The 18493-nt window shown below is 59.7% G+C and carries 19 protein-coding genes; 6 read left to right on the top strand and 13 right to left on the bottom strand.

The genetic code is table 11. The features are described 5' to 3' along the window. Positions 1 to 18: 18 nt before the first annotated feature. Positions 19 to 1164 (top strand): tRNA 2-thiouridine(34) synthase MnmA, encoded by a 1146-nt coding sequence (gene mnmA / locus MF268_RS13735; protein WP_238371430.1) that lies wholly within the window; start codon positions 19 to 21, stop codon positions 1162 to 1164. Then, positions 1154 to 1678, top strand: coding sequence for a GNAT family N-acetyltransferase (locus MF268_RS13740; RefSeq protein WP_238371431.1), 525 nt, complete (start codon positions 1154 to 1156; stop codon positions 1676 to 1678). The genes mnmA and MF268_RS13740 overlap by 11 nt, the downstream gene beginning before the upstream one ends. Here the strand turns inward: MF268_RS13740 and lpxB are convergent. From lpxB to pyrH, 13 genes are all read right to left on the bottom strand, one after another. After that, on the bottom strand, positions 1673 to 2824 hold the full coding sequence (gene lpxB, locus MF268_RS13745; RefSeq protein ID WP_238371432.1) for a lipid-A-disaccharide synthase: 1152 nt from the start codon (positions 2822 to 2824) through the stop codon (positions 1673 to 1675). The genes MF268_RS13740 and lpxB overlap by 6 nt on opposite strands. Then, positions 2824 to 3618, bottom strand: coding sequence for an LpxI family protein (locus tag MF268_RS13750; RefSeq protein ID WP_238371433.1), 795 nt, complete (start codon positions 3616 to 3618; stop codon positions 2824 to 2826). Before MF268_RS13750 ends, lpxB begins: the two co-directional genes overlap by 1 nt. A gap of 3 nt (positions 3619 to 3621) precedes the next feature. Further along, positions 3622 to 4407 (bottom strand): acyl-ACP--UDP-N-acetylglucosamine O-acyltransferase, encoded by a 786-nt coding sequence (gene lpxA / locus MF268_RS13755; protein WP_238371434.1) that lies wholly within the window; start codon positions 4405 to 4407, stop codon positions 3622 to 3624. Positions 4408 to 4411: 4 nt separating this feature from the next. Continuing rightward, positions 4412 to 4876: a 3-hydroxyacyl-ACP dehydratase FabZ gene (gene fabZ / locus MF268_RS13760; RefSeq protein ID WP_238371435.1), complete on the bottom strand. Its 465-nt coding sequence runs from the start codon at positions 4874 to 4876 to the stop codon at positions 4412 to 4414. Positions 4877 to 4962: 86 nt separating this feature from the next. Next, complete coding sequence (locus MF268_RS13765) at positions 4963 to 5550, bottom strand: OmpH/Skp family outer membrane protein (RefSeq protein ID WP_238371436.1); 588 nt, start codon at positions 5548 to 5550, stop codon at positions 4963 to 4965. Positions 5551 to 5557: 7 nt separating this feature from the next. Further along, complete coding sequence (gene bamA, locus MF268_RS13770) at positions 5558 to 7918, bottom strand: outer membrane protein assembly factor BamA (protein WP_238371437.1); 2361 nt, start codon at positions 7916 to 7918, stop codon at positions 5558 to 5560. Between the two features lie 141 nt (positions 7919 to 8059). Continuing rightward, positions 8060 to 8185 carry a hypothetical protein gene (locus MF268_RS25230; RefSeq protein WP_255406498.1) on the bottom strand — a complete coding sequence of 42 codons (126 nt, stop codon included), beginning with the start codon at positions 8183 to 8185 and terminating at the stop codon, positions 8060 to 8062. Positions 8186 to 8286: 101 nt separating this feature from the next. Next, a complete protein-coding gene (gene rseP, locus MF268_RS13775; RefSeq protein WP_238371438.1) occupies positions 8287 to 9636 on the bottom strand; it encodes an RIP metalloprotease RseP in 1350 nt (449 codons plus the stop codon). A gap of 5 nt (positions 9637 to 9641) precedes the next feature. Further along, entirely contained in the window at positions 9642 to 10817 is a 1176-nt protein-coding gene (gene dxr / locus MF268_RS13780) for a 1-deoxy-D-xylulose-5-phosphate reductoisomerase (RefSeq protein ID WP_238371552.1), read from the bottom strand. A 3-nt stretch (positions 10818 to 10820) separates the two neighbouring features. Beyond that, positions 10821 to 11678 carry a phosphatidate cytidylyltransferase gene (locus MF268_RS13785; protein ID WP_238371439.1) on the bottom strand — a complete coding sequence of 286 codons (858 nt, stop codon included), beginning with the start codon at positions 11676 to 11678 and terminating at the stop codon, positions 10821 to 10823. Further along, on the bottom strand, positions 11675 to 12406 hold the full coding sequence (locus tag MF268_RS13790; RefSeq protein ID WP_238371440.1) for an isoprenyl transferase: 732 nt from the start codon (positions 12404 to 12406) through the stop codon (positions 11675 to 11677). The genes MF268_RS13785 and MF268_RS13790 overlap by 4 nt, the downstream gene beginning before the upstream one ends. Before the next feature lie 9 nt (positions 12407 to 12415). Further along, the gene (gene frr / locus MF268_RS13795; RefSeq protein ID WP_238371441.1) at positions 12416 to 12979 is read right to left on the bottom strand and encodes a ribosome recycling factor; all 564 of its coding nucleotides are present in this window, start codon (positions 12977 to 12979) and stop codon (positions 12416 to 12418) included. Between the two features lie 134 nt (positions 12980 to 13113). Next, on the bottom strand, positions 13114 to 13860 hold the full coding sequence (gene pyrH, locus MF268_RS13800) for a UMP kinase (protein ID WP_238371442.1): 747 nt from the start codon (positions 13858 to 13860) through the stop codon (positions 13114 to 13116). A 113-nt stretch (positions 13861 to 13973) separates the two neighbouring features. Here pyrH and miaA point away from each other — a divergent pair, with 113 nt between their 5' ends. The 4 genes from miaA (at position 13974) to MF268_RS13820 (ending at position 18478) form a co-directional block, all read left to right on the top strand. Continuing rightward, positions 13974 to 14855 carry a tRNA (adenosine(37)-N6)-dimethylallyltransferase MiaA gene (gene miaA / locus MF268_RS13805; RefSeq protein WP_238371443.1) on the top strand — a complete coding sequence of 294 codons (882 nt, stop codon included), beginning with the start codon at positions 13974 to 13976 and terminating at the stop codon, positions 14853 to 14855. 80 nt (positions 14856 to 14935) lie between these two features. Beyond that, positions 14936 to 15748, top strand: a complete 813-nt coding sequence (locus tag MF268_RS13810; protein WP_238371444.1) for a helix-turn-helix transcriptional regulator — start codon at positions 14936 to 14938, stop codon at positions 15746 to 15748. A 467-nt stretch (positions 15749 to 16215) separates the two neighbouring features. After that, positions 16216 to 17268: an ABC transporter permease gene (locus tag MF268_RS13815; protein ID WP_238371445.1), complete on the top strand. Its 1053-nt coding sequence runs from the start codon at positions 16216 to 16218 to the stop codon at positions 17266 to 17268. Between the two features lie 16 nt (positions 17269 to 17284). Further along, on the top strand, positions 17285 to 18478 hold the full coding sequence (locus MF268_RS13820) for an ABC transporter permease (RefSeq protein ID WP_238371446.1): 1194 nt from the start codon (positions 17285 to 17287) through the stop codon (positions 18476 to 18478). Positions 18479 to 18493: the final 15 nt, after the last annotated feature.

Consider the following 18493-nt stretch of genomic DNA (forward strand, 5'->3'; position numbering starts at 1 on the left):
ATATCTGAAAGCAATCCAATGGCGCTCGACAACACTCAACCGCTGAACTCTCTGGGTTTTGCCAAGCCCCCGTCTGAAACGCGGGTCGTGGTGGCAATGTCCGGCGGCGTGGACAGTTCCGTTGTTGCCGCTCTGCTCGCGGATCAGGGATACGACGTGGTGGGCGTTACGCTCCAGCTTTACGATCATGGCGCAGCTCTCGCCAAGAAGGGTGCATGCTGTGCCGGGATCGACATACACGATGCTCGTCGTGTCGCCGAGGAACGAGGCTTTCCGCATTATGTTCTCGATTACGAGAATATCTTTAAAGACGCCGTCATCGACGAATTCGCCGACAGTTACCTCGGGGGCGCAACGCCTGTGCCCTGCATTCGTTGCAACGAGCGAGTGAAATTCAAGGATCTTCTGAAAACGGCCAAGGAACTCGAAGCCGATTGCATGGCCACCGGCCACTATATCCAGCGCAAGCTGGGCGATAACGGCGCCGAGTTGCACTCGGCGGCAGACGCCAGCCGCGACCAGTCTTATTTCCTGTTCTCTACCACGCCTGAACAGCTCGATTTCCTTCGCTTCCCGCTGGGCCACCTGCCCTCCAAGGATGCGACGCGCGCACTGGCGGCGGAATACGGTCTGTCGGTTGCTGACAAGCCGGACAGTCAGGACATCTGCTTTGTGCCAAATGGCGATTATGCTTCGGTCATCGAGAAATTGCGTCCCGGAGCAGGCCAACCCGGCGATATCGTCGATACCGAAGGCAACGTGCTTGGCACCCATAACGGGGTCATTCACTACACCATCGGCCAGCGCCGGGGCTTGGGCATAGGGGGTCTGACCGATCCGCTTTACGTGGTGCGGCTTGACGTGGACAAATGCCAGGTAGTTGTGGGTCCAAAGGCCATGCTGGCCACGCGGACCGTGCCGGTTCGCGAAATCAACTGGCTGGGTGATGAACCATTCACGTCCCGCAAGGAATGGCAGGTCTCGGTCAAGGTACGCTCGACACGCCCCCCGCGCGAAGCGATCCTGCGCCCGCTCAGCGATACAACGGCCGAGGTCGAACTGCTCTCCCCCGAAGAAGGCGTATCTCCAGGACAGGCCTGCGTATTCTACGAGACAGGCGGCAGCCGAATTTTCGGCGGCGGCTGGATCTGGCGTGGCTACTGAGCGGATACGCACCCATCGACTGATACTTCGGCCGCTTGAGGCCAGAGACGCGCCTGCCCTGCATAAAGTATTTTCCAACCCGCAGGCCATGCGTTACTTCAGTGATCCGCACCCGGAGCTTGCCGAAACCGAAACCTGGGTACGCAACTCCCTTGCTGGCCTGCCGGGTCAAACCCTTGAATTCGTGTTGGATCACAAGGGCACGGTGATCGGCAAGGCCGGTATCTGGGACGCGCCTGAGCTTGGATTTCTGCTTCACCCCCGCTTCTGGGGGAAAGGTTTGATGGCCGAAGCGCTCTCAGCGCTCATCCCGCATTTCTTCCAGCAGATGTCACTCGAAAAGATCACCGCGGACGTGGACCCGCGCAACTCAGCTAGTCTCAGCCTGTTGAACCGCATGGGATTTCGCAAAACCCACGAAGCAAGGGGCACGATCCGTATCAACGGCGAATGGTGCGACAGTATTTATCTCGCCTTGCCAAGACCGGCAACACCCGGCACCCGGGCGCTATAACCGCGCCAGAACAGCCTTGGCTGCACGCAGACCGGGGGCTTCACCTTCTTTGCCCAACCGCTCCATGGTCAGTGCCATCGCCTCGCGCTGTGCGTCCGGCGCGTTGAAAACATCCTCAAGGCCATCGGCAATCATTGAAGGCTGACATGCCGCACCGATGAATTCCGGCACCGTCCGGCTTTCTGCCACGAGGTTGACCAATGTCACCGTGTCGACACGCAGCATCCGCTGAATGATCCGGCGACTTGCCCAGCTCATGTCATAAGCGATAACCATTGGCGTGTCGGCGGCAGCCAGTTCCAGTGACACCGTGCCCGACGCTGCAAGCGCCATCGTCGCGCCCCGAAAGGCCGCGCGCTTTCGTCGTGCCGCCGTCTCAAGGTCAAGCTGGCGCGGATCGATGACCACGGGGTTTCCGGGCCAGTCGGCCGTCAGTTCCGCGACAAGCCCCGCAACCGGTCGCGCTGCAGGCAGAACGACACGCATGTCCGGATGTCGCGCGATGAACGCCTTCAGCGCCTCACCGAACACACCGGACAACCGGGTCACCTCGGACCGACGCGAGCCGGGCAAAACAAGCAACCAACGTCCCTCTTTAAGACCCATCTCCTGACGGAATTCCGCGATTTCCTCATCCGTAGCCTGCGGTTCGGCCACCACCGGGTGTCCCACGAAATCGCAATCCATCCCCGCCGCTTCCATATATTGCGGCTCAAAGGGAAACAGCGCGAGGACCTGATCGATCATCCGCGCCATCTTCGCAGCCCGGCCGGGCCGCCACGCCCAGACGGTAGGTGCCACGTAATGGACACAACGTGTGCTGCCGCCCGCTTTGACCAGCTTTGCCACGCGCAGGCAAAAGTCCGGGCTGTCGATGGTGACCAGAACATCGGGTTGCGCTTTCAGCACCGCATCGGCGGTCTCGGAAATCCGGCGTTTGAGGTGAAAGTACTTCGGCAGGATTTCCGAAAGGCCCATGACGCTTAGCTCTTCCATGGGGAACTGGCTCTCCAGGCCCTGAGCCTCCATCTCGGGCCCGCCTACCCCGGCGAAACTCACGTCCGGGCGCAAGGAGCGTAAACCGGCCATCAACGCGCCGCCAAGCCGGTCTCCCGATGGTTCTCCCGCGATCAGGAACACCCGCATCAGATCGTCCGCTCGCGTACCCAGAGGAACAGTCCGGCCGCATCGCAGCGCGCGATCAAGCTCTCCTGATCCAGCACCATCACGCCACCCGCTTCGATCACGATTCCATCCAGACCCGCCTCGGCACAGGCCATTGCTGTATCCGGACCGATCAACGGCAGGTCCGCCCTGCGATCCTGCCCCAGCTTGGGCGATTTGTAGAAAATGCCGCCCTTGCCATCAGGGCGGTTCTTTACCGACGCCAGCATCCAGTCGGTGCCAAAAACCGCTTCGATGGCCAGAACCTGCCCGTTGGCAACGATACAGGCTTGTCCGACATCTTCTTCCGACAGCGTCTCCATCAACCGTTCCGCCCGTGCGGCATCGGCCTCTGATGCTTCGAGAACCTGATGACGTCCCAGAACTCCCGCCCCCGGCAAAAGATCCGGGGCAAGCTCTTCGGCCGATCGAATGGTAAATCCCTGATCCTCGAAAAGGGACATGACCGCCCGCAAGGCGCCGTCATCACCGCTCCCGATGGCTTCGCTGATGATCGGGACAAGCGGCATCGTATCGGCATCGATGGCGGCAGAATCGATCTGAGGACGCCGGATCGCGCCTGCAAAGCAAACCTCGCGCACACCGCGCGCTTTCAGATCGATGAGGAAGGTGCCCAGCTGTTCAAGCCGAAACACTACGTCCGGCGACAGCCCATCCGGAAGAAACCCGTCAAGCGAACAGACCAGCGGCTTTTCGGCCTGCGATGCAGACAAAGCTTTGGGTAAGGCCCCCATTCCGGCAATCAACGCCAGCACAGCTCAGCCCCCGGGTGTCAGGAAAGACCGGTCGCTGCCGCCGAGTACGAATTTCACGATATCACGGACATAGTCGCTTTCGGTCTCATCGCCGAGTCGATGCACCCGGTCCTGGAACGTTCCTTCGCCTTGCGCCAGCATCTGAAAGGCCGCGCGCAAGGCCGTGATGTCCGACCGTTTCACGCCGCGCCGTTTGAGACCGACGAGGTTCAGCCCGTCCAGATGACCGCGTGGCGCCTGAACTAACCCATAGGGAATGACATCGTTTGTCACCATGGTAACGGCACCAATGATGGCACCCTTTCCAATCCGCACCCATTGATGAATGCCCGAGAGTCCGCCGACGATCACGTCATCTTCCAGCACGCAGTGCCCGGCAATCGCCGCGTTGTTCACGACGATGACCTTGTTGCCGATCTGCGCGTCATGAGCGACATGGCAGCCCGCCATGAATAGCCCGTCATCGCCGACCCGCGTCACACCGCCGCCGCCCTCTGTGCCAGCGTTCATGGTCACATGCTCGCGGATGCGATTACGCGCACCGATGACCAGCGACGTATCTTCGCCCCGAAACTTGAGATCCTGAGGGATTTCTCCGATCACCGCGAACGGAAAGATCACGGTATCTTCGCCGATGCTGGTCTTGCCCGTGACGACAACGTGGCTTTTCAGCTCGACTCCGGGCGCAAGTTCAACTTCCGACCCGATCAGACAGAACGGCCCGATCTTGCAGCCTTCGCCGATCTTGGCGCCGTCTTCAATAACCGCCGAGGGATGTATCTGCGACATGTTTTCAGCCTTTCGGCATATCAATCATTGCAGTGAATTCCGCTTCGGCGGCCAGATCGCCTTCTACCGTCGCCTGTCCTCCGAACCGCCAGACCTTGCCGCCGGGTTTGCCGCGCAACGTCGAGACCTGCATCTCGAGCACGTCACCCGGTATCACCTTGCGGCGGAATTTGCATTTGTCGATCGACATGAAATAGATCAACAATTCCCTGTCGGCCATGTCGAGCGCTGTTCCGATCATCACGCCCGCCGTCTGAGCCATCGCCTCGACAATGGTCACACCCGGCATGATCGGCACGCCTGGGAAATGCCCCTGAAAATGCGGCTCGTTCATGGTCACGTTTTTGATGCCCTTGGCAGAAGACGTCCCGTCGATCTCGACGACCTTGTCGACAAGAAGAAAAGGATACCGATGCGGCAAAATACGCTGGATCAGTTGAATATCAGCGCTTTGCAAAGTCTCGTTCATCTGGTCTTCCGTTCTTAGGTGTTAGGGGGCGGATGCTGGATATCCTGCTCCTGACTAACAAGCGCCAGCCAGCAGGGCAAGCGACCCTATTGGTCCGGTGCCGGCGAGAGTTCGCTGCCATCTCCAATGGTCGCGTCGATCCGTTCAATTGCAAGGTCGGTGATGTCCGTCGCATTCGCGCTCAGGAACACGCTGGAGCGTTCCAAGATGACCCCGGCGCCGCTTTCGCGCATCACTTCGGCAAGGATCGGGCGCACGGCGTTCAGAAAGACAGCCCGCGCCTTGTCGTTCTTTTCGGCCAGCACCCGGGTCTTGTGATCCTGTTCGCCGCGTATCTTCTGGACCTTTTCGTCAAAAGCATCGGCCAGCTCCCGAAACGCTTCCGGATCCATATCGGCGCGTTTTTCGGTCAGCTCGTGTTCCTCGGCGGTCAATTCAGCGGCGATGCGGTTGTTTTCCTCAGCAAGGGCTTCACCCTCGGTTTCGATCTCACGGTCGATCCGTTTACCGAATGCGGAATCGTTGAAAAGCCGTTCCGAGGAAATCGTCAGGATCGCGGTCTGGGCAAAGCCAAGCTGCTGTGCGCCCGCCCACGGCGTAAAGCCAAAGACTCCCCCGATCACGGATGCCAGCGCGATTGCCCGCGCTAACCGTATCGGGAGAGTGGTTGTCATTCTCAGTTCAGAATCTCGCCTGAATGGTCAGATCGAAACTCTGCTCCTTGTCGAAGGTTTCTTTCTTGAGCGCCTCCGAGAAGTTCAGGCGCAGCGGCCCGAAGCCGGTATCCCAGAGGATGGAAAGACCGATCACATGACGGGCGGACCCGTCTGCACCGACAATGTTGCCACCGGTGGTATCCACGTTGCTCAGATCCCACAGGTTGCCGACGTCATAGAAGATGCCACCGCGAATACCCAGTTCTTCGGGAAGTCCCAGCGGGAACTCGGCCTCGAATTTCGCCACGGCGTAGAAGTTACCGCCGATCGCATCATCGACACCGTTCGACTGATCCCGCGGACCGATGCCACCGGGTTCAAAGCCGCGCATGATGCTGGGCGACAAAATAAAGCGGTCGATGGTGCGGCTTGTATCCGTACCCCGCCAGTTCATCGCACCGCCCTCAAGCGTCGCCCGCAACGTGACTTCCTCGTTCAGAACCAGCGTCTGCGCGATCATCCGGACACGTGAACGAATGTATTCGTTGTCCCCGCCCAGACCGGCGAAATCAGCGCCAACTTCCATCAGGAAACCGGCGTTCGGGTTCAACCCGGTCAGACGGGTATCGTAGCTGTAGGTCAGGCCAAAGGAGCTCGACGTACGGCGCCCGAACCCGATTTCCCGAGCGACAACATTGCTGTTGTTGGTATTGTCCCGCACCGTCATCTCGGACGCATCGTAATCATAGGCGATTTCAAGCGTGCCATTCTCGCTGACCGGGAAAGTCAGTGCCGGAGAGACAAAGACGCGCTCGGTATCGTACGAGGCATAGGAGGAATCCGTTCCAGAGACACCAAGGTCGAGGTCAAAGCGAAGCTGACGCCCCAGCAGGTAGGGTTCGGTGAACCCGATGCTGTATTCCTCGGAATCCTGCGCGGTCGATGCGGCAAAGCTCAGGCGCTGGCCCCGGCCAAGAAAGTTGTTTTCCCGCAGGCCTAGCGCCACACCGAAACCGTCGTTGACCGAATAACTACCACCAAGTGTCAGCGAACCTGTCGGCTGTTCCTCGACATCCACGCCGACGATAACCTGATCGGAGGTCGATCCCTGACGGGCTTCCACATCCGCATTTGCAAAATATCCAAGGGCCCGGATACGCTCGGCGCTCTGACGGATTTCGCGCGGGTTGAACGGGTCGCCTTCGACAATTCGGAACTGCTGACGGATCACGCGATCAAGCGTCGTTGTGTTACCTTCGATATCGATCCGTTCGACAAATATCCGCGGACCGCGCACAAGAACAAATTCGATGTTCAGTACACGGTTGCGTTCGTCTCGCGTGATGCGGGGTTCGACGCGCAGAAAGTCGATGCCCTTGTCGATGGCCAAACGTTCCATACGCGCGATGGACTGTTCCACCAGCGTCGGGGTGTAAACGACGCCCGGCTTGATCCGCAGCGTATTCTGGAAATCCTGCGCATTGGCTTCGCGCATCTGGCTGGTCGTGCTGATCTGGCCGAATTTGAACTGCTGGCCTTCCTGAACGTTCACGACAAGGAAAAAGGCATCCTGTTCACGCGTCAGCTCGACATTCGTTCCAAGGATACGGAAATCGACATACCCGCGCGACAAGTAGAAATCGCGCAAAACCTGTTTATCGAACTGAATGCGCTCTTCGACAAGCGTATCCGACCGGATGAAAGCTCTCAGCAGACCGGCCTGCTTGGATTCCAGAACCCGGCGCAGACGACCATCGGAATAGACGCGGTTGCCGACAAAGCTGACCCGCTCGATCTCGATCGTGTCGCCTTCGGAAATCTCAAAGACCAGATCGACACGGTTGTCGTCGCGGCGAATGATGCGCGGGGTGACCGTTGCGGCGATGCGGCCCTGCTGCGAATATGCGGTCGCAATGGTGGCTGCATCCGCTTCAGCCTGGCTCGGGCTAAACACGCGGCGCGGCTTTGATTCGACGAAATCGCGCAGCGCATCGTCCTTGATGCGGCGGTTCCCCTCGAAGTTGATACGGTTGATGGTCGGATATTCGACGACGCGCACGACCAGCGTGCTGCCCTGCGGAATGATTTCGACGCTCTCGAAGAGCCCGCTTTCGACGACCCGCTGATAGGCGTCGTTCAGGGCACCGGCGCTGACGTTGGTTCCGCTCGGAATGCCGATATAGTTGGCGATTGTGCCGCTTTGGATACGTTGGTTACCCTGCACTTCGACCCGGCTGAACCGGTAACTCTGCGCTTCGGCGAGGGTAGAAATCCCAAGCAAAACGACCAACAGAAACGCAAACGGAATGCGTGACCAATGCCACAACATTTTGCCGCTGACCGTCACCTGCCCGCAGGATCTACCCGCCTGTTTAAGCAAACCCATATCCCGAACCTATTTTTCTCGACCTCACTAGATGTTGAGTATCGGGATTGAACTTGGATGTCAAAACCACAAAAAAAGCGGCACCAGATTTTTCTGGATGCCGCTCAAAATACCATATTTCGGGCCATGGCCCTGTCTGGGTTACAGGCTGCCCAGGTAGGCGCCTGCTGCCAGAGCGCAGGCGATCGTACCGATGAACAGAAAACGATCCCAGTTCAGCGCCATGACCAAGGATAGTCCGCGATAGGAATTTTCTAGCGTGTGCATCGGTTGCTCCCTCTTGCTGTGTTATCCGGAAAATTAGATCCGGATTGGGGCAAGAATTGGGCAATCACGCGTTAGAGTTGTGCAATTCACCGATCCGCCGATCAGCAGAAAAGGTCATTACCCAGCGCGAATACCATCAGGGTAAGAATAGCCGCGATGCCAAGACTCATCAGCAGACGCAGGACCCGGTCGCTCGGCGGTTTCCCTGCAACGGCCTCATAGGCGTAAAAGACAAGATGCCCCCCGTCCAGCGCCGGAATCGGGAACAGGTTCAGAAGACCAACCGCTGTCGAAAGCACCGCGATGAACCAGATAAAGCTCTGAGCGCCTTGGCTGGCCATCGCGCCGGATGTCTCGGCGATACCGATTGGCCCAGAAATATTGCAGGTGCTGATCGCCCCCGTAATCATGTGCCATAGCCCCGAGAGAGAACCGGTCACAATCGCGTAGGTCTGCGAAACGGCCCCCTGTATCGCCGAAACCGGCCCCGCCGCTTCGGTCGCCGGGTCGAATGCCATCGAGCTCACGACACCGATCCGCCAGTGCGTCGCGAACCCGCCATCGGCCTGCGGCTCGTCCGTCCGACGCGGCGCCAGCGCAAATTCAAGCGTCTCACCATCGCGCCATACATCGATCTGGAGCGCACGTCCGTCCGAGGACTCAACCGCGTTCTTCAGTTGATCGAATGCGAAAACCGGCTCGCCATCGACCGCGGTAATCACATCGCCTGCTTCAAGACCTATATCCATCGCAGCGCTACGCGGCGAAATCGAACTGATCAGGGGCGGATAAGGGAACGGCCCATCAACGGTCATTTCGGTCCCATCGCGCCGGACTGTATAGTCCAGCGTCGGCTGTGCCGGTAACTGGCTGCGGAATTCCTCCCAGTCAGGTCCTTCTTCCATGTCCGGCGGCCTGACGCCCCCGACCGACAGCACTTCGTCGCCGACCTGCAGCTCATAGCCCGCATTGGGCATGTCATAGATCTCGCCAACAGTCAGCGGGTCGCTGACCACGCCGCGGATCATGAAAATGCCGGTAAAAACGAGGATCGAGAGGACAAAGTTGAACACCGGCCCCGCCGCAACAGTCGCCGCCCGCGCCCAGAGTGGCGCCCCGTGCATCGTTCGGCGCAGGGCGACCGGGTCTTCCGCCGCTTCCTTCATTGCCGCGTCGTCCCGCCCCGAGGCCGCATTGGAATCGCCCAGAAATTTCACGTAACCGCCAAAGGGCAGTGCTGCGATCTGCCAGCGAGTGCCATGCTTGTCCACGCGCGAGAAGAGGACCGGACCAAAGCCGAGCGAAAACACCTCGGCATGGATCCCGGACCAGCGACCGACAATGTAATGTCCGTATTCGTGCACTGCGACGATGACCGAAAGCGCGACCACGAAGGCAAGCAAGGTGTAAAGCAAGCCGCCGAACTGCGGTATGAAGCCGATTATATCCAAATTCCCTACCCTGCTCTTTCCGCCATAACGCGGTCTGCATATGATCTTGCGAGATGGTCAGTTTGCAAAACGTTATCAAGTGTCATCGAGGCATCGATTAGACCCGGCTCGCCTTCGATACGCTCCAGAACGTCTTCAACGACCGCCGCCATCTCGAGAAAGCCGATACGGCCTTCGATAAAGGCATCGAGGCTGCGTTCTTTCGCCGCGTTAAACACGCAGCCAGCCAGTCCGCCACGCTGCATGACGTCCCGCGCAAGGCGCAGCGCAGGATAACGTGCAAGATCCGGCTCGTGAAACGTAAGCGCGCCGATGCGCGCCAGATCAAGCCGTTCGACCGGCAGAGAGCGTCTTTCAGGATGATGGAGCGCAAACCCGATTGCATGGCGCATGTCCGGCGGCCCCACATGGGCCATGAGAGCCCCGTCGCAGAAGCCGACCAGTGCGTGGATCATGGATTCAGGGTGCACCAGCACTTCGATCTGTTCCGGTTCAACACCAAAAAACTCTCGCGTTTCAATAACTTCCAGCGCCTTGTTGAACATCGAGGCGGAATCGATGGTGATGCGCTGCCCCATCTGCCAGTTCGGATGACACGAGGCCTCGGCCAGGGTCGCATCGCGCAGTTTGTCCATCGGCCAGTCGCGAAAGGCACCGCCGCTCGCGGTGATCACGATTCTTTCAACGGCCGAGATATCTTCTCCGATCAAGGCTTGGAAGATGGCGGAATGCTCGCTGTCGACGGGGAGGAGCGCGGCGCCGTGACGCTCTGCCGTTTCCAGAACCAGTTTGCCGGCACAGACCAGCGTTTCCTTGTTCGCAAGCGCCAGTGTAGCGCCCTGCTCCAGCGCAGCCAGACCAGGGGCCAGCCCCGCCGCACCCACAATTGCCGACATGACCCAGTCCGCCGGTTGCCTCGCAGCTTCGAGCAAAGCTGGCTGTCCGGCAGCGGCTTCAATCCCCGATCCCGCCAGCGCGGATTGCAGCGCTCCGAGTTCCTCATCGAAAGCGGTTACGGCGATTTCAGCTTTCAGCTTGATCGCGTCCCGGGCCAGCTGTTCGACATTGCGTCCACCGCTCAGCGCCACAACCTGATAAGCCTCGGGCGCGCGTGTGATCAGGTCAATCGTGTTCTGACCGATGGAACCGGTAGCGCCAAAGATCGAGATACGTCGCGGGATGGCTCAGCCTCCTGTGGCAAGCGTGATGATACCGGCAAGGCAGGCTGCCGCGACAAGACCGTCCATCCGGTCGAGAAATCCGCCATGTCCGGGGATCAGCGCCGAAGAGTCCTTGACCCCGGCGCGCCGTTTCATTGCGCTTTCCGCGATATCACCCAATTGCGCGGCAAAGCAAATCACAAAGGCGATCAGCGCGCCAATGGCGGGCGGCACGCCAGCCGTTGGCAGCATGATCGCCCCGAAGATCGCGGTGCAAACCCAGCCAGCGATTGTGCCTGACCACGTCTTCTTCGGCGACACAGACGGCCAGAACTTGGGCCCACCAAGCGCCCGGCCGGCGAAATACCCCGCCGTGTCAGAGATGACGACGATGCTGACAAGGATCGTCAGCCCCCGCGTACCGAATGCTTCATAGGCATAGGCCAAGAATAGCGCGGCGGCAGCGAGGATCAGACCGTAAGACAGCCAGAGCCGCCTGCCCTGCGACGGAAAGAACAACCCGGCCAGCAAGGGCGCGACAAGTCCTGCGGCTGCACCAAGGTAGCCCGCGAAGAAAAGTGTTGGGCCGCGTGGTCCCCCGGACGAGGCATCGACCAGCGGCAGTTCGGCAAAGAGCAATCCGACAATCGCGAGGACCGGAAAAATCATCGGCAGGGCCGCGATTGCAATCCGCCGCCCCATCGGCCAGAGCGGATCGCACAGGCCCGCAAGTTCCCAGATCATCGTGCAGTAGATGGCAAAGATAAAAACGGTCCATGCCACCGGGCCGGATTCCAGCGCCAGCAGAGTGACCGCGATCAGGACGGCGGCCGAGGCCAAACGCGTGCTCAGATCTCTCCAGGGCGATTTCGTGGCCGTCATGCCCGGACAGCCCCGTAACGCCGGTCCCGCGCGCCATAGGATTCGCACAGGCGTTTAAGCTCTTCGGCCGAGAAATCGGGCCAGAGCGTATCGATGAATTCATATTCCGCATAGGCCGACTGCCAGAGCAGAAAGTTCGATATCCGCGCTTCTCCGCTGGTGCGGATCACCAGATCGGGATCCGGCAAGACATGCGTGTCGAGATATCGCGGCAGGGTCTGCTCATCCACATCGGCGGGTTTGAGCGCCCCGCTGGCCACGTCCTGCGCCAGCCGCTTGGTGGCGCGTGCCACCTCATCCCGCCCGCCGTAATTCAGCGCGATAGTCAGGTGTACACCATCGTTGTGCGAGGTGAGCACCTCGAGCTGGTCCATCAGGTCGATCAGCTTGGCATCCAGCCGCACCCGGTCGCCGATGAAACGGACCCGCACGCCACGCGCATCAAGCGCCCGCGTTTCCTTGGAGATGTAGCGGCGGAACAGGCTCATCAACCCGGCGACCTCGACCTGGGTTCGCTTCCAGTTCTCGGTCGAAAAGGCAAAGATCGTCAGGTACTTGACGCCAAGATCCGGGCAGGCCTCGACAACCTCGCGTACACGGCGCGCCCCGGCATGGTGGCCGAACAGACGCGGGCGACCGCGCGCCTGCGCCCAGCGGCCATTGCCATCCATGATGATGGCGACATGACGTGGGCCACCTGTATCTGCGATATCGGGGCACTTGTTCATGAGAATGGCTCAGACCTGCATGATTTCTGCTTGCTTGTTCTCAAGAGCGTCGTCGACGGCCTTGATCATCTTGTCGGTCATATCCTGAACCTCGGATTCCCAGAACTTCTGGTCATCCTCGGACATGCCGTCGCTCTTGGCCTTCTTGATCTGGTCCATGCCGTCGCGGCGCACGTTGCGCACCGCAACCCGGGCACCTTCGGCATATTGACCGGCCACCTTGGTCAGATCGCGGCGCCGTTCCTCGTTCAATTCCGGAATTGGCAACATAATGATCGTGCCGTTCAGCTGCGGGTTAATACCCAGACCGGATTCGCGGATCGCTTTTTCCACCTTGCCGACGAGACCCTTGTCCCAGACGTTAATGGTGACCATGCGCGGCTCGGGCACGTTCACTGTACCGACCTGGTTGATGGGCGTCATCTGGCCGTAGGCATCGACCTGAACAGGCTCGAGCATCGATGCGGATGCGCGACCGGTGCGCAGGCTGGCAAATTCGGTGCGCAGATTCGCCATCGCGCCATCCATGCGGCGCTGGAGATCGTCTGTATCAAGAATGAAATCGTCGGACATGGGCTGCACCCTCCCTGTAAATCGTGTCTGGCGTTCTATATCCGCAGTCGCCGCTGAATGTATAGGCCGCGCCGAAACTGATCATAGAGACCGGATATGCCCGGGTCTCCGGAAATGATCCTCTCCCGGTCGCTTTAATTATGAACTTTCGTATACGTGCCTTCTCCGGCCAGGATGCCCTTGAACCCGCCAGGCTCATCAAGGCTGAAAACGATGATTGGCAGGTTGTTGTCGCGCGCCAGTGCAATCGCCGAGGCGTCCATCACGCCCAGCCGTTTCGCCAGCACGTCATCATAGGTCACATCGTCATAGCGCTTGGCCTCAGGATGCTTGACCGGATCCATGTCATAGACGCCGTCTACCTTTGTGCCTTTGAAGATCGCCTCGCAGGCCATTTCATTGGCGCGCAGCGTGGCTGCCGTATCGGTGGTAAAATAGGGGTTGCCGGTTCCGGCCGCAAAGATGCACACCCGTTTCTTCTCAAGGTGGCGCACGGCACGGCGACGGATATAGGGTTCGGCCACCTCGTCCATGCGGATCGCACTGATGACCCTTGTGAAAACGCCCAGCCCTTCAAGCGCCGATTGCATGGCGAGGGCGTTCATCACCGTCGCAAGCATGCCCATGTAGTCCGCCGTCGTGCGCTCCATTCCCTGCGCCGATCCGGCGAGACCGCGAAAGATATTGCCGCCGCCGATGACCATGCAGATCTCGACGCCCAGTTCCTGAACCGACTGAACTTCCTTGGCGATACGCTGAACGGTTGGCGGATGCAGCCCGAACCCCTGATCGCCCATCAGGGCCTCGCCCGAGATTTTCAGCATGACGCGACCATAGGTCGTTTCACCCGTCGTTTGTTTCGATGTCTGGGATAGGGTCATGTTGCGCTCCGCTCGGCCACGGGGTTAATTTCCGGCAAAATGGCTGAAATTGCGGGCAGGTTCAATGCACCCTGCCCGTAATTGTTAGCGACATCAGGAATCGGGACGTCAGAATGCGGATCAGGGGGGTAGATGGCACCGTGGATATTCCACCGGAGAGGCCTGTCCTGATCGCGGGCCCCACGGCGTCGGGCAAATCGGGACTGGCGCTGGAGATTGCCGAAACCGATGGCGGCGTGATCGTAAATGCCGACGCGAGCCAGGTTTTCGACTGCTGGCGCATCATAACCGCGCGCCCCTCGCTCGAAGAAGAAGGCCGCGCGCGCCATCGTCTTTATGGTCATGTCTCGTGGGATCAAACCTATTCCGCCGGGCATTGGCTGCGCGACATCCGCGCCATTCTAACCGGCCCGGAACGTCCGATCATCGTGGGCGGCACAGGGCTTTACTTTTCGACTCTGACACGCGGCATGGCCGATATTCCGGCGACGCCGAAATCCATCAGGGAGGAAGCCGATACGCTCACGCTGGAACGGCTGGTGCAGGACATCGACCCGGAAACAGCATCCGGAATCGATCTGAACAATCGCGCCCGGGTACAGCGCGCGTGGGAAGTCGAACAGGCCACAGGCCGGTCCCTACGATCCTGGCAGGCGGAGACACCACCCCCTGCCCTCGCGCTAAATGACACGGTACCGCTCGTCATGGAGAACCCGACCGACTGGCTAAACCAGCGCATCAATAGACGCTTTGACCAGATGCTCGAACAGGGCGCACTCGAGGAAGCGCGCCGGATGCAGGACCGCTACGATCCCGGCCGCCCCGCATTTCGCGCCATCGGCGTTCCCGAGCTTATGGCGCATCTGAATGGCGAAATCCCGCTGACCGAGGCCAAGGAACTGGCCACGCAGTCCACACGCCAATATGCAAAGCGCCAACGCACGTGGTTTCGCTCGAAAATGAAACAATGGGCCAAAATCCACCCAAATCGTTAACCGAACACCGTTGATAATTCTCAACATTTCTGAAAGGTTACCCACACGTAACCCGAATAACCCAAGCAATTACCGAACAAATGCTCCAGTACCCGCCAGATCCGAGCACCATCAGAATTCTGACTCTGGCTCAGCTCTGCCCCCTTGGGTCATGGCAACTGGCGTTGGCCCATGACCGGCCACATTCCATGCTGATCTGGATGACGCGCGGACAGGGTGTTGCGATGTTCGACGGACGCCGCCACGGGCTGGGTGCACATAACGCCCTCTTCGTTCCGGCCCGGCAACTTGTCTCTCTCGATGTCGGACGGCAGGGCTACGGCCAAGCGATATTGCTGCCTCTGGGGATCGAGATGACCATGCCCGAGGGCCCGCGACACATCCGCGCCCGCGACGTTTCCGCCCAGACGGAACTTACTGCCATCTTCGAAGCGATGAGCCGCGAGCAGAATGCCGAACGGCCGCTGTGGCACAGCTCGATGGATTCCTATGGGCAACTGGCGATGATCTGGCTCCGGCGGCAACTTGCCGAAAACGCACCCCACATCGGTCCGGAAACCGCATCCGCACGGCTGATGCGCGCCTATAGCCAACGGCTTGTAATGGAACACACCAGCGGCGAGACCATGGCTGACCACGCCAATGCGCTTGGCGTTACGCCGACGCACCTGACCCGCGTCTGCCGGGCGGAAACCGGGCGAACCGCAGCCGCCCTGCTGAACGAACGCATTCTGCACAGCGCCCGCAGCCTGCTGAACAATACCGATGCCGCCATCCGCGAGATCGCCGAATATCTCGGCTTCAGCAGCGCGGCCTATTTTACCCGGTTCATTCAACAGCATACCGGCAATACGCCCAGCGGGCTTCGCGACAACAAAAAACGCGTCGCGTGAACCACGCGGAGCTGCCAAAAACGACATCGCTGGTCTTCGCCGATCTTCACCTTTGCAGAACTTTTCCACGTAAAGGGCATCGCAATGATTGACGACAGCGCCCTTCTAGTGCCGAATAAGGCGATGGGATACTCAGCCTTCAAAGCCAAGGTAGTCACCTCCACCGGCATGGTGGTAAAGAGGTTCACGACCGCGATGGGGTGCCGGAACCGGGTGCGCGGTGTTTGACGTTCTTTGTCAAATCCCAAGTCCACGACCTTGCCGTACCGGTCCGTTCGCCCGAGGTCGCTTTCCGCACATTATCAGCCGGGAGCGAGCTTGCCGCTTTGGTGAAGCCCCAACACTGTCACACAGGAGAATAACAGATTTATCCGCCCTGAACGGGGCCAATCGAGACGTCGAAAACGACGGCAAAACAAAACTGTTCCGGCCAACGGAACAGATCGACCCGACCAACAGGGGATAAAATGGGACTATTCATTCTGCGCAGATCCGTCGTCATGATCCTGACGGCGCTTTGCCTGACATTCATCGTTTTCTTTCTGACGAACCTGTATCCGAACCTGGAAAAGCTCGCCAAGACGCAGGGCAACTTCCGGATGTCGGACGAGGCCGTCACGAGCTGGCTGACCAAGGAAGGCTATCTTCAACCGCTGCCTGTCAAATACGGCCAGTGGCTGGGCGTCCTGCCGGGCTGGACGCTTGAAACCAAGGACGGCATCACCGGCCGCTGCCTTACCGGTGCGGTTACGCCCGAAATTGCCGCCGAAGCCCCCAGTTTCTGCGGCATCCTCCAGGGCGACTGGGGCTATTCCACCGTTTTCCGAGAAGAAGTTTCGGACATCATCTCGACCCGGCTGGGCCTGACCGGAAAGCTGATGTTCTGGGTCATGGTGCTGATGGTGCCCTCGGCGCTTGTCATCGGCGTTCTGGCCGGGATGCGCGAAGGGTCAAAAACCGACCGCACGCTCTCGACCTTCTCGATCATTACCACGGCGACGCCGGAATACGTGTCCGGCGTGATCTTCATCGCCGTCTTTGCCTCATCCGCGGTCGGGCTGAAATGGTTCAAGGGCACCGCGACCAGCGCGATGGAAGACGCGAATTTCGAGAATTTCTTTTTGCCGGTGCTGACGATTTCGCTTTACGGGATGGGCTATATCGCCCGGATGACCCGCGCGTCGATGACAGAGGTCATGACGGCGCAATATATCCGTACCGCCCGACTCAAGGGGGTGAAGTTCTCCAACATCGTGCTCAAGCATGCGCTGCGCAATGCGCTGATTGCGCCCTTTACCGTCATCCTGCTTCAGGTGCCCTGGCTGCTGAACGGCGTCGTCATCGTGGAAACGCTCTTTAACTACAAGGGTTTCGGCTGGGTGCTGGTGCAGGCGGCCGGGAATAATGACATCGAATTGCTGCTCGCCGTTTCGGTGGTGTCGGTCTTCGTGGTTCTGATGACGCAGCTGATATCGGATATCGGCTATGTCTACCTGAACCCGCGCATCAGAATATCCTGAAGGGAGGGCAGAGAATATGGAACCTCTCGGCACATTCGAAATCATCTGGCGCATCCTCGCCCAGCTCACCCCCGTCTGGATCGCCCTGATCGCGCTCTTTGCCGTCTCGATCACCTTCAAGCGCAAGCTGGGGCTGTATGGCAAGCTGTTCGACAGCGTGATCGGCATGATCGGCTTTGGACTGGTAATGTTCTGGGTCTTTACCGGCGTTTTCGGCCAGCTTGACCTGATCGTCACCCATGACCCGCTGGCACAGGTTTCCGGGATGAAGAACAAGGTCCCTGGAACGCCGCTCATGATGGGCGACGAAGGCGACTACCCCTGGTACCTTCTGGGGGGCGACAACCTCGCGCGGGATGTGTTTTCGCGCATGATCGAAGGCGCCTGGGTCGTGGTGCAGATCGCGCCGCTGGCGACCATGTTCGCCTTTATGGTCGGCATCACGCTGGGGCTTCCGGCGGGCTATTACGGGGGGCGGCTGGACACCTTCCTGTCCTTCCTCGCGAACCTGATCCTCGCCTTTCCGGTGATTCTGCTGTTCTATCTGCTGGTGACGCCCGAGATCGTGGCGACCGGGGTGCCCAGCTACATGGCGACGGTGCTTTTCGTCTTCCCGATTGTCTTTGTCGGCGTGCTGCTGAATTCGCGCTATCACACGCAGCCGCATATCCGGCTGCCGCTTTTGGTGATCGTTCTGGGCATCATGATCTGGCTGTACCTGTCGCTGATTTCGGAGCAAGGGACCAAGGTGGCGGTGCTGCCGCGGTTCCTCGATCTTTTCGATATTCCGGGCGGTATTCTGGTGGTCTTCGTGTCGGTGGTCTTTGTAAACTCGCCCACAGTGTTCCGGATCGTTCGCGGGCTGGCAATGGACATCAAGACCCGCGATTACGTGGCGGCCGCCCAGACCCGCGGCGAAGGTCCTTGGTACATCATGCTCTGGGAGATCCTGCCCAACGCACGCGGGCCTCTGATCGTCGATTTCTGCCTGCGTATCGGTTACACCACGATCCTTCTGGGAACGCTCGGGTTCTTTGGTCTCGGCCTGCCGCCGGAAAGCCCGGACTGGGGCAGCACGATCAACGAGGGCCGCAAGCTCTTGTCGATATACCTGCACCCGGCTCTGCCGCCCGCGCTGGCATTGCTGAGCCTTGTTCTGGGTCTGAACCTGCTGGCCGATGGGTTGCGCGAGGAAAGCCTGCGGGATTGAGCGACTGTGCCTTTG

It is taken from the genome of Heliomarina baculiformis, from assembly GCF_019966545.1.
Classification (GTDB): domain Bacteria; phylum Pseudomonadota; class Alphaproteobacteria; order Rhodobacterales; family Rhodobacteraceae; genus Heliomarina; species Heliomarina baculiformis.

Bases quoted from the DNA above. Each gene is read 5' to 3' on its own strand.
- miaA (WP_238371443.1), top strand. From the start codon at position 13,974: ATGCGGATCAGGGGGGTAGATGGCACCGTGGATATTCCACCGGAGAGG.
- MF268_RS13815 (WP_238371445.1), top strand. From the start codon at position 16,216: ATGGGACTATTCATTCTGCGCAGATCCGTCGTCATGATCCTGACGGCG.
- bamA (WP_238371437.1), bottom strand. From the start codon at position 7,918: ATGGGTTTGCTTAAACAGGCGGGTAGATCCTGCGGGCAGGTGACGGTC.
- fabZ (WP_238371435.1), bottom strand. From the start codon at position 4,876: ATGAACGAGACTTTGCAAAGCGCTGATATTCAACTGATCCAGCGTATT.
- MF268_RS25230 (WP_255406498.1), bottom strand. From the start codon at position 8,185: ATGCACACGCTAGAAAATTCCTATCGCGGACTATCCTTGGTCATGGCG.
- MF268_RS13810 (WP_238371444.1), top strand. From the start codon at position 14,936: ATGCTCCAGTACCCGCCAGATCCGAGCACCATCAGAATTCTGACTCTG.
- lpxB (WP_238371432.1), bottom strand. From the start codon at position 2,824: ATGCGGGTGTTCCTGATCGCGGGAGAACCATCGGGAGACCGGCTTGGC.
- pyrH (WP_238371442.1), bottom strand. From the start codon at position 13,860: ATGACCCTATCCCAGACATCGAAACAAACGACGGGTGAAACGACCTAT.
- MF268_RS13765 (WP_238371436.1), bottom strand. From the start codon at position 5,550: ATGACAACCACTCTCCCGATACGGTTAGCGCGGGCAATCGCGCTGGCA.
- lpxA (WP_238371434.1), bottom strand. From the start codon at position 4,407: ATGTCGCAGATACATCCCTCGGCGGTTATTGAAGACGGCGCCAAGATC.
- mnmA (WP_238371430.1), top strand. From the start codon at position 19: ATGGCGCTCGACAACACTCAACCGCTGAACTCTCTGGGTTTTGCCAAG.
- MF268_RS13820 (WP_238371446.1), top strand. From the start codon at position 17,285: ATGGAACCTCTCGGCACATTCGAAATCATCTGGCGCATCCTCGCCCAG.
- MF268_RS13790 (WP_238371440.1), bottom strand. From the start codon at position 12,406: ATGAACAAGTGCCCCGATATCGCAGATACAGGTGGCCCACGTCATGTC.
- frr (WP_238371441.1), bottom strand. From the start codon at position 12,979: ATGTCCGACGATTTCATTCTTGATACAGACGATCTCCAGCGCCGCATG.
- MF268_RS13785 (WP_238371439.1), bottom strand. From the start codon at position 11,678: ATGACGGCCACGAAATCGCCCTGGAGAGATCTGAGCACGCGTTTGGCC.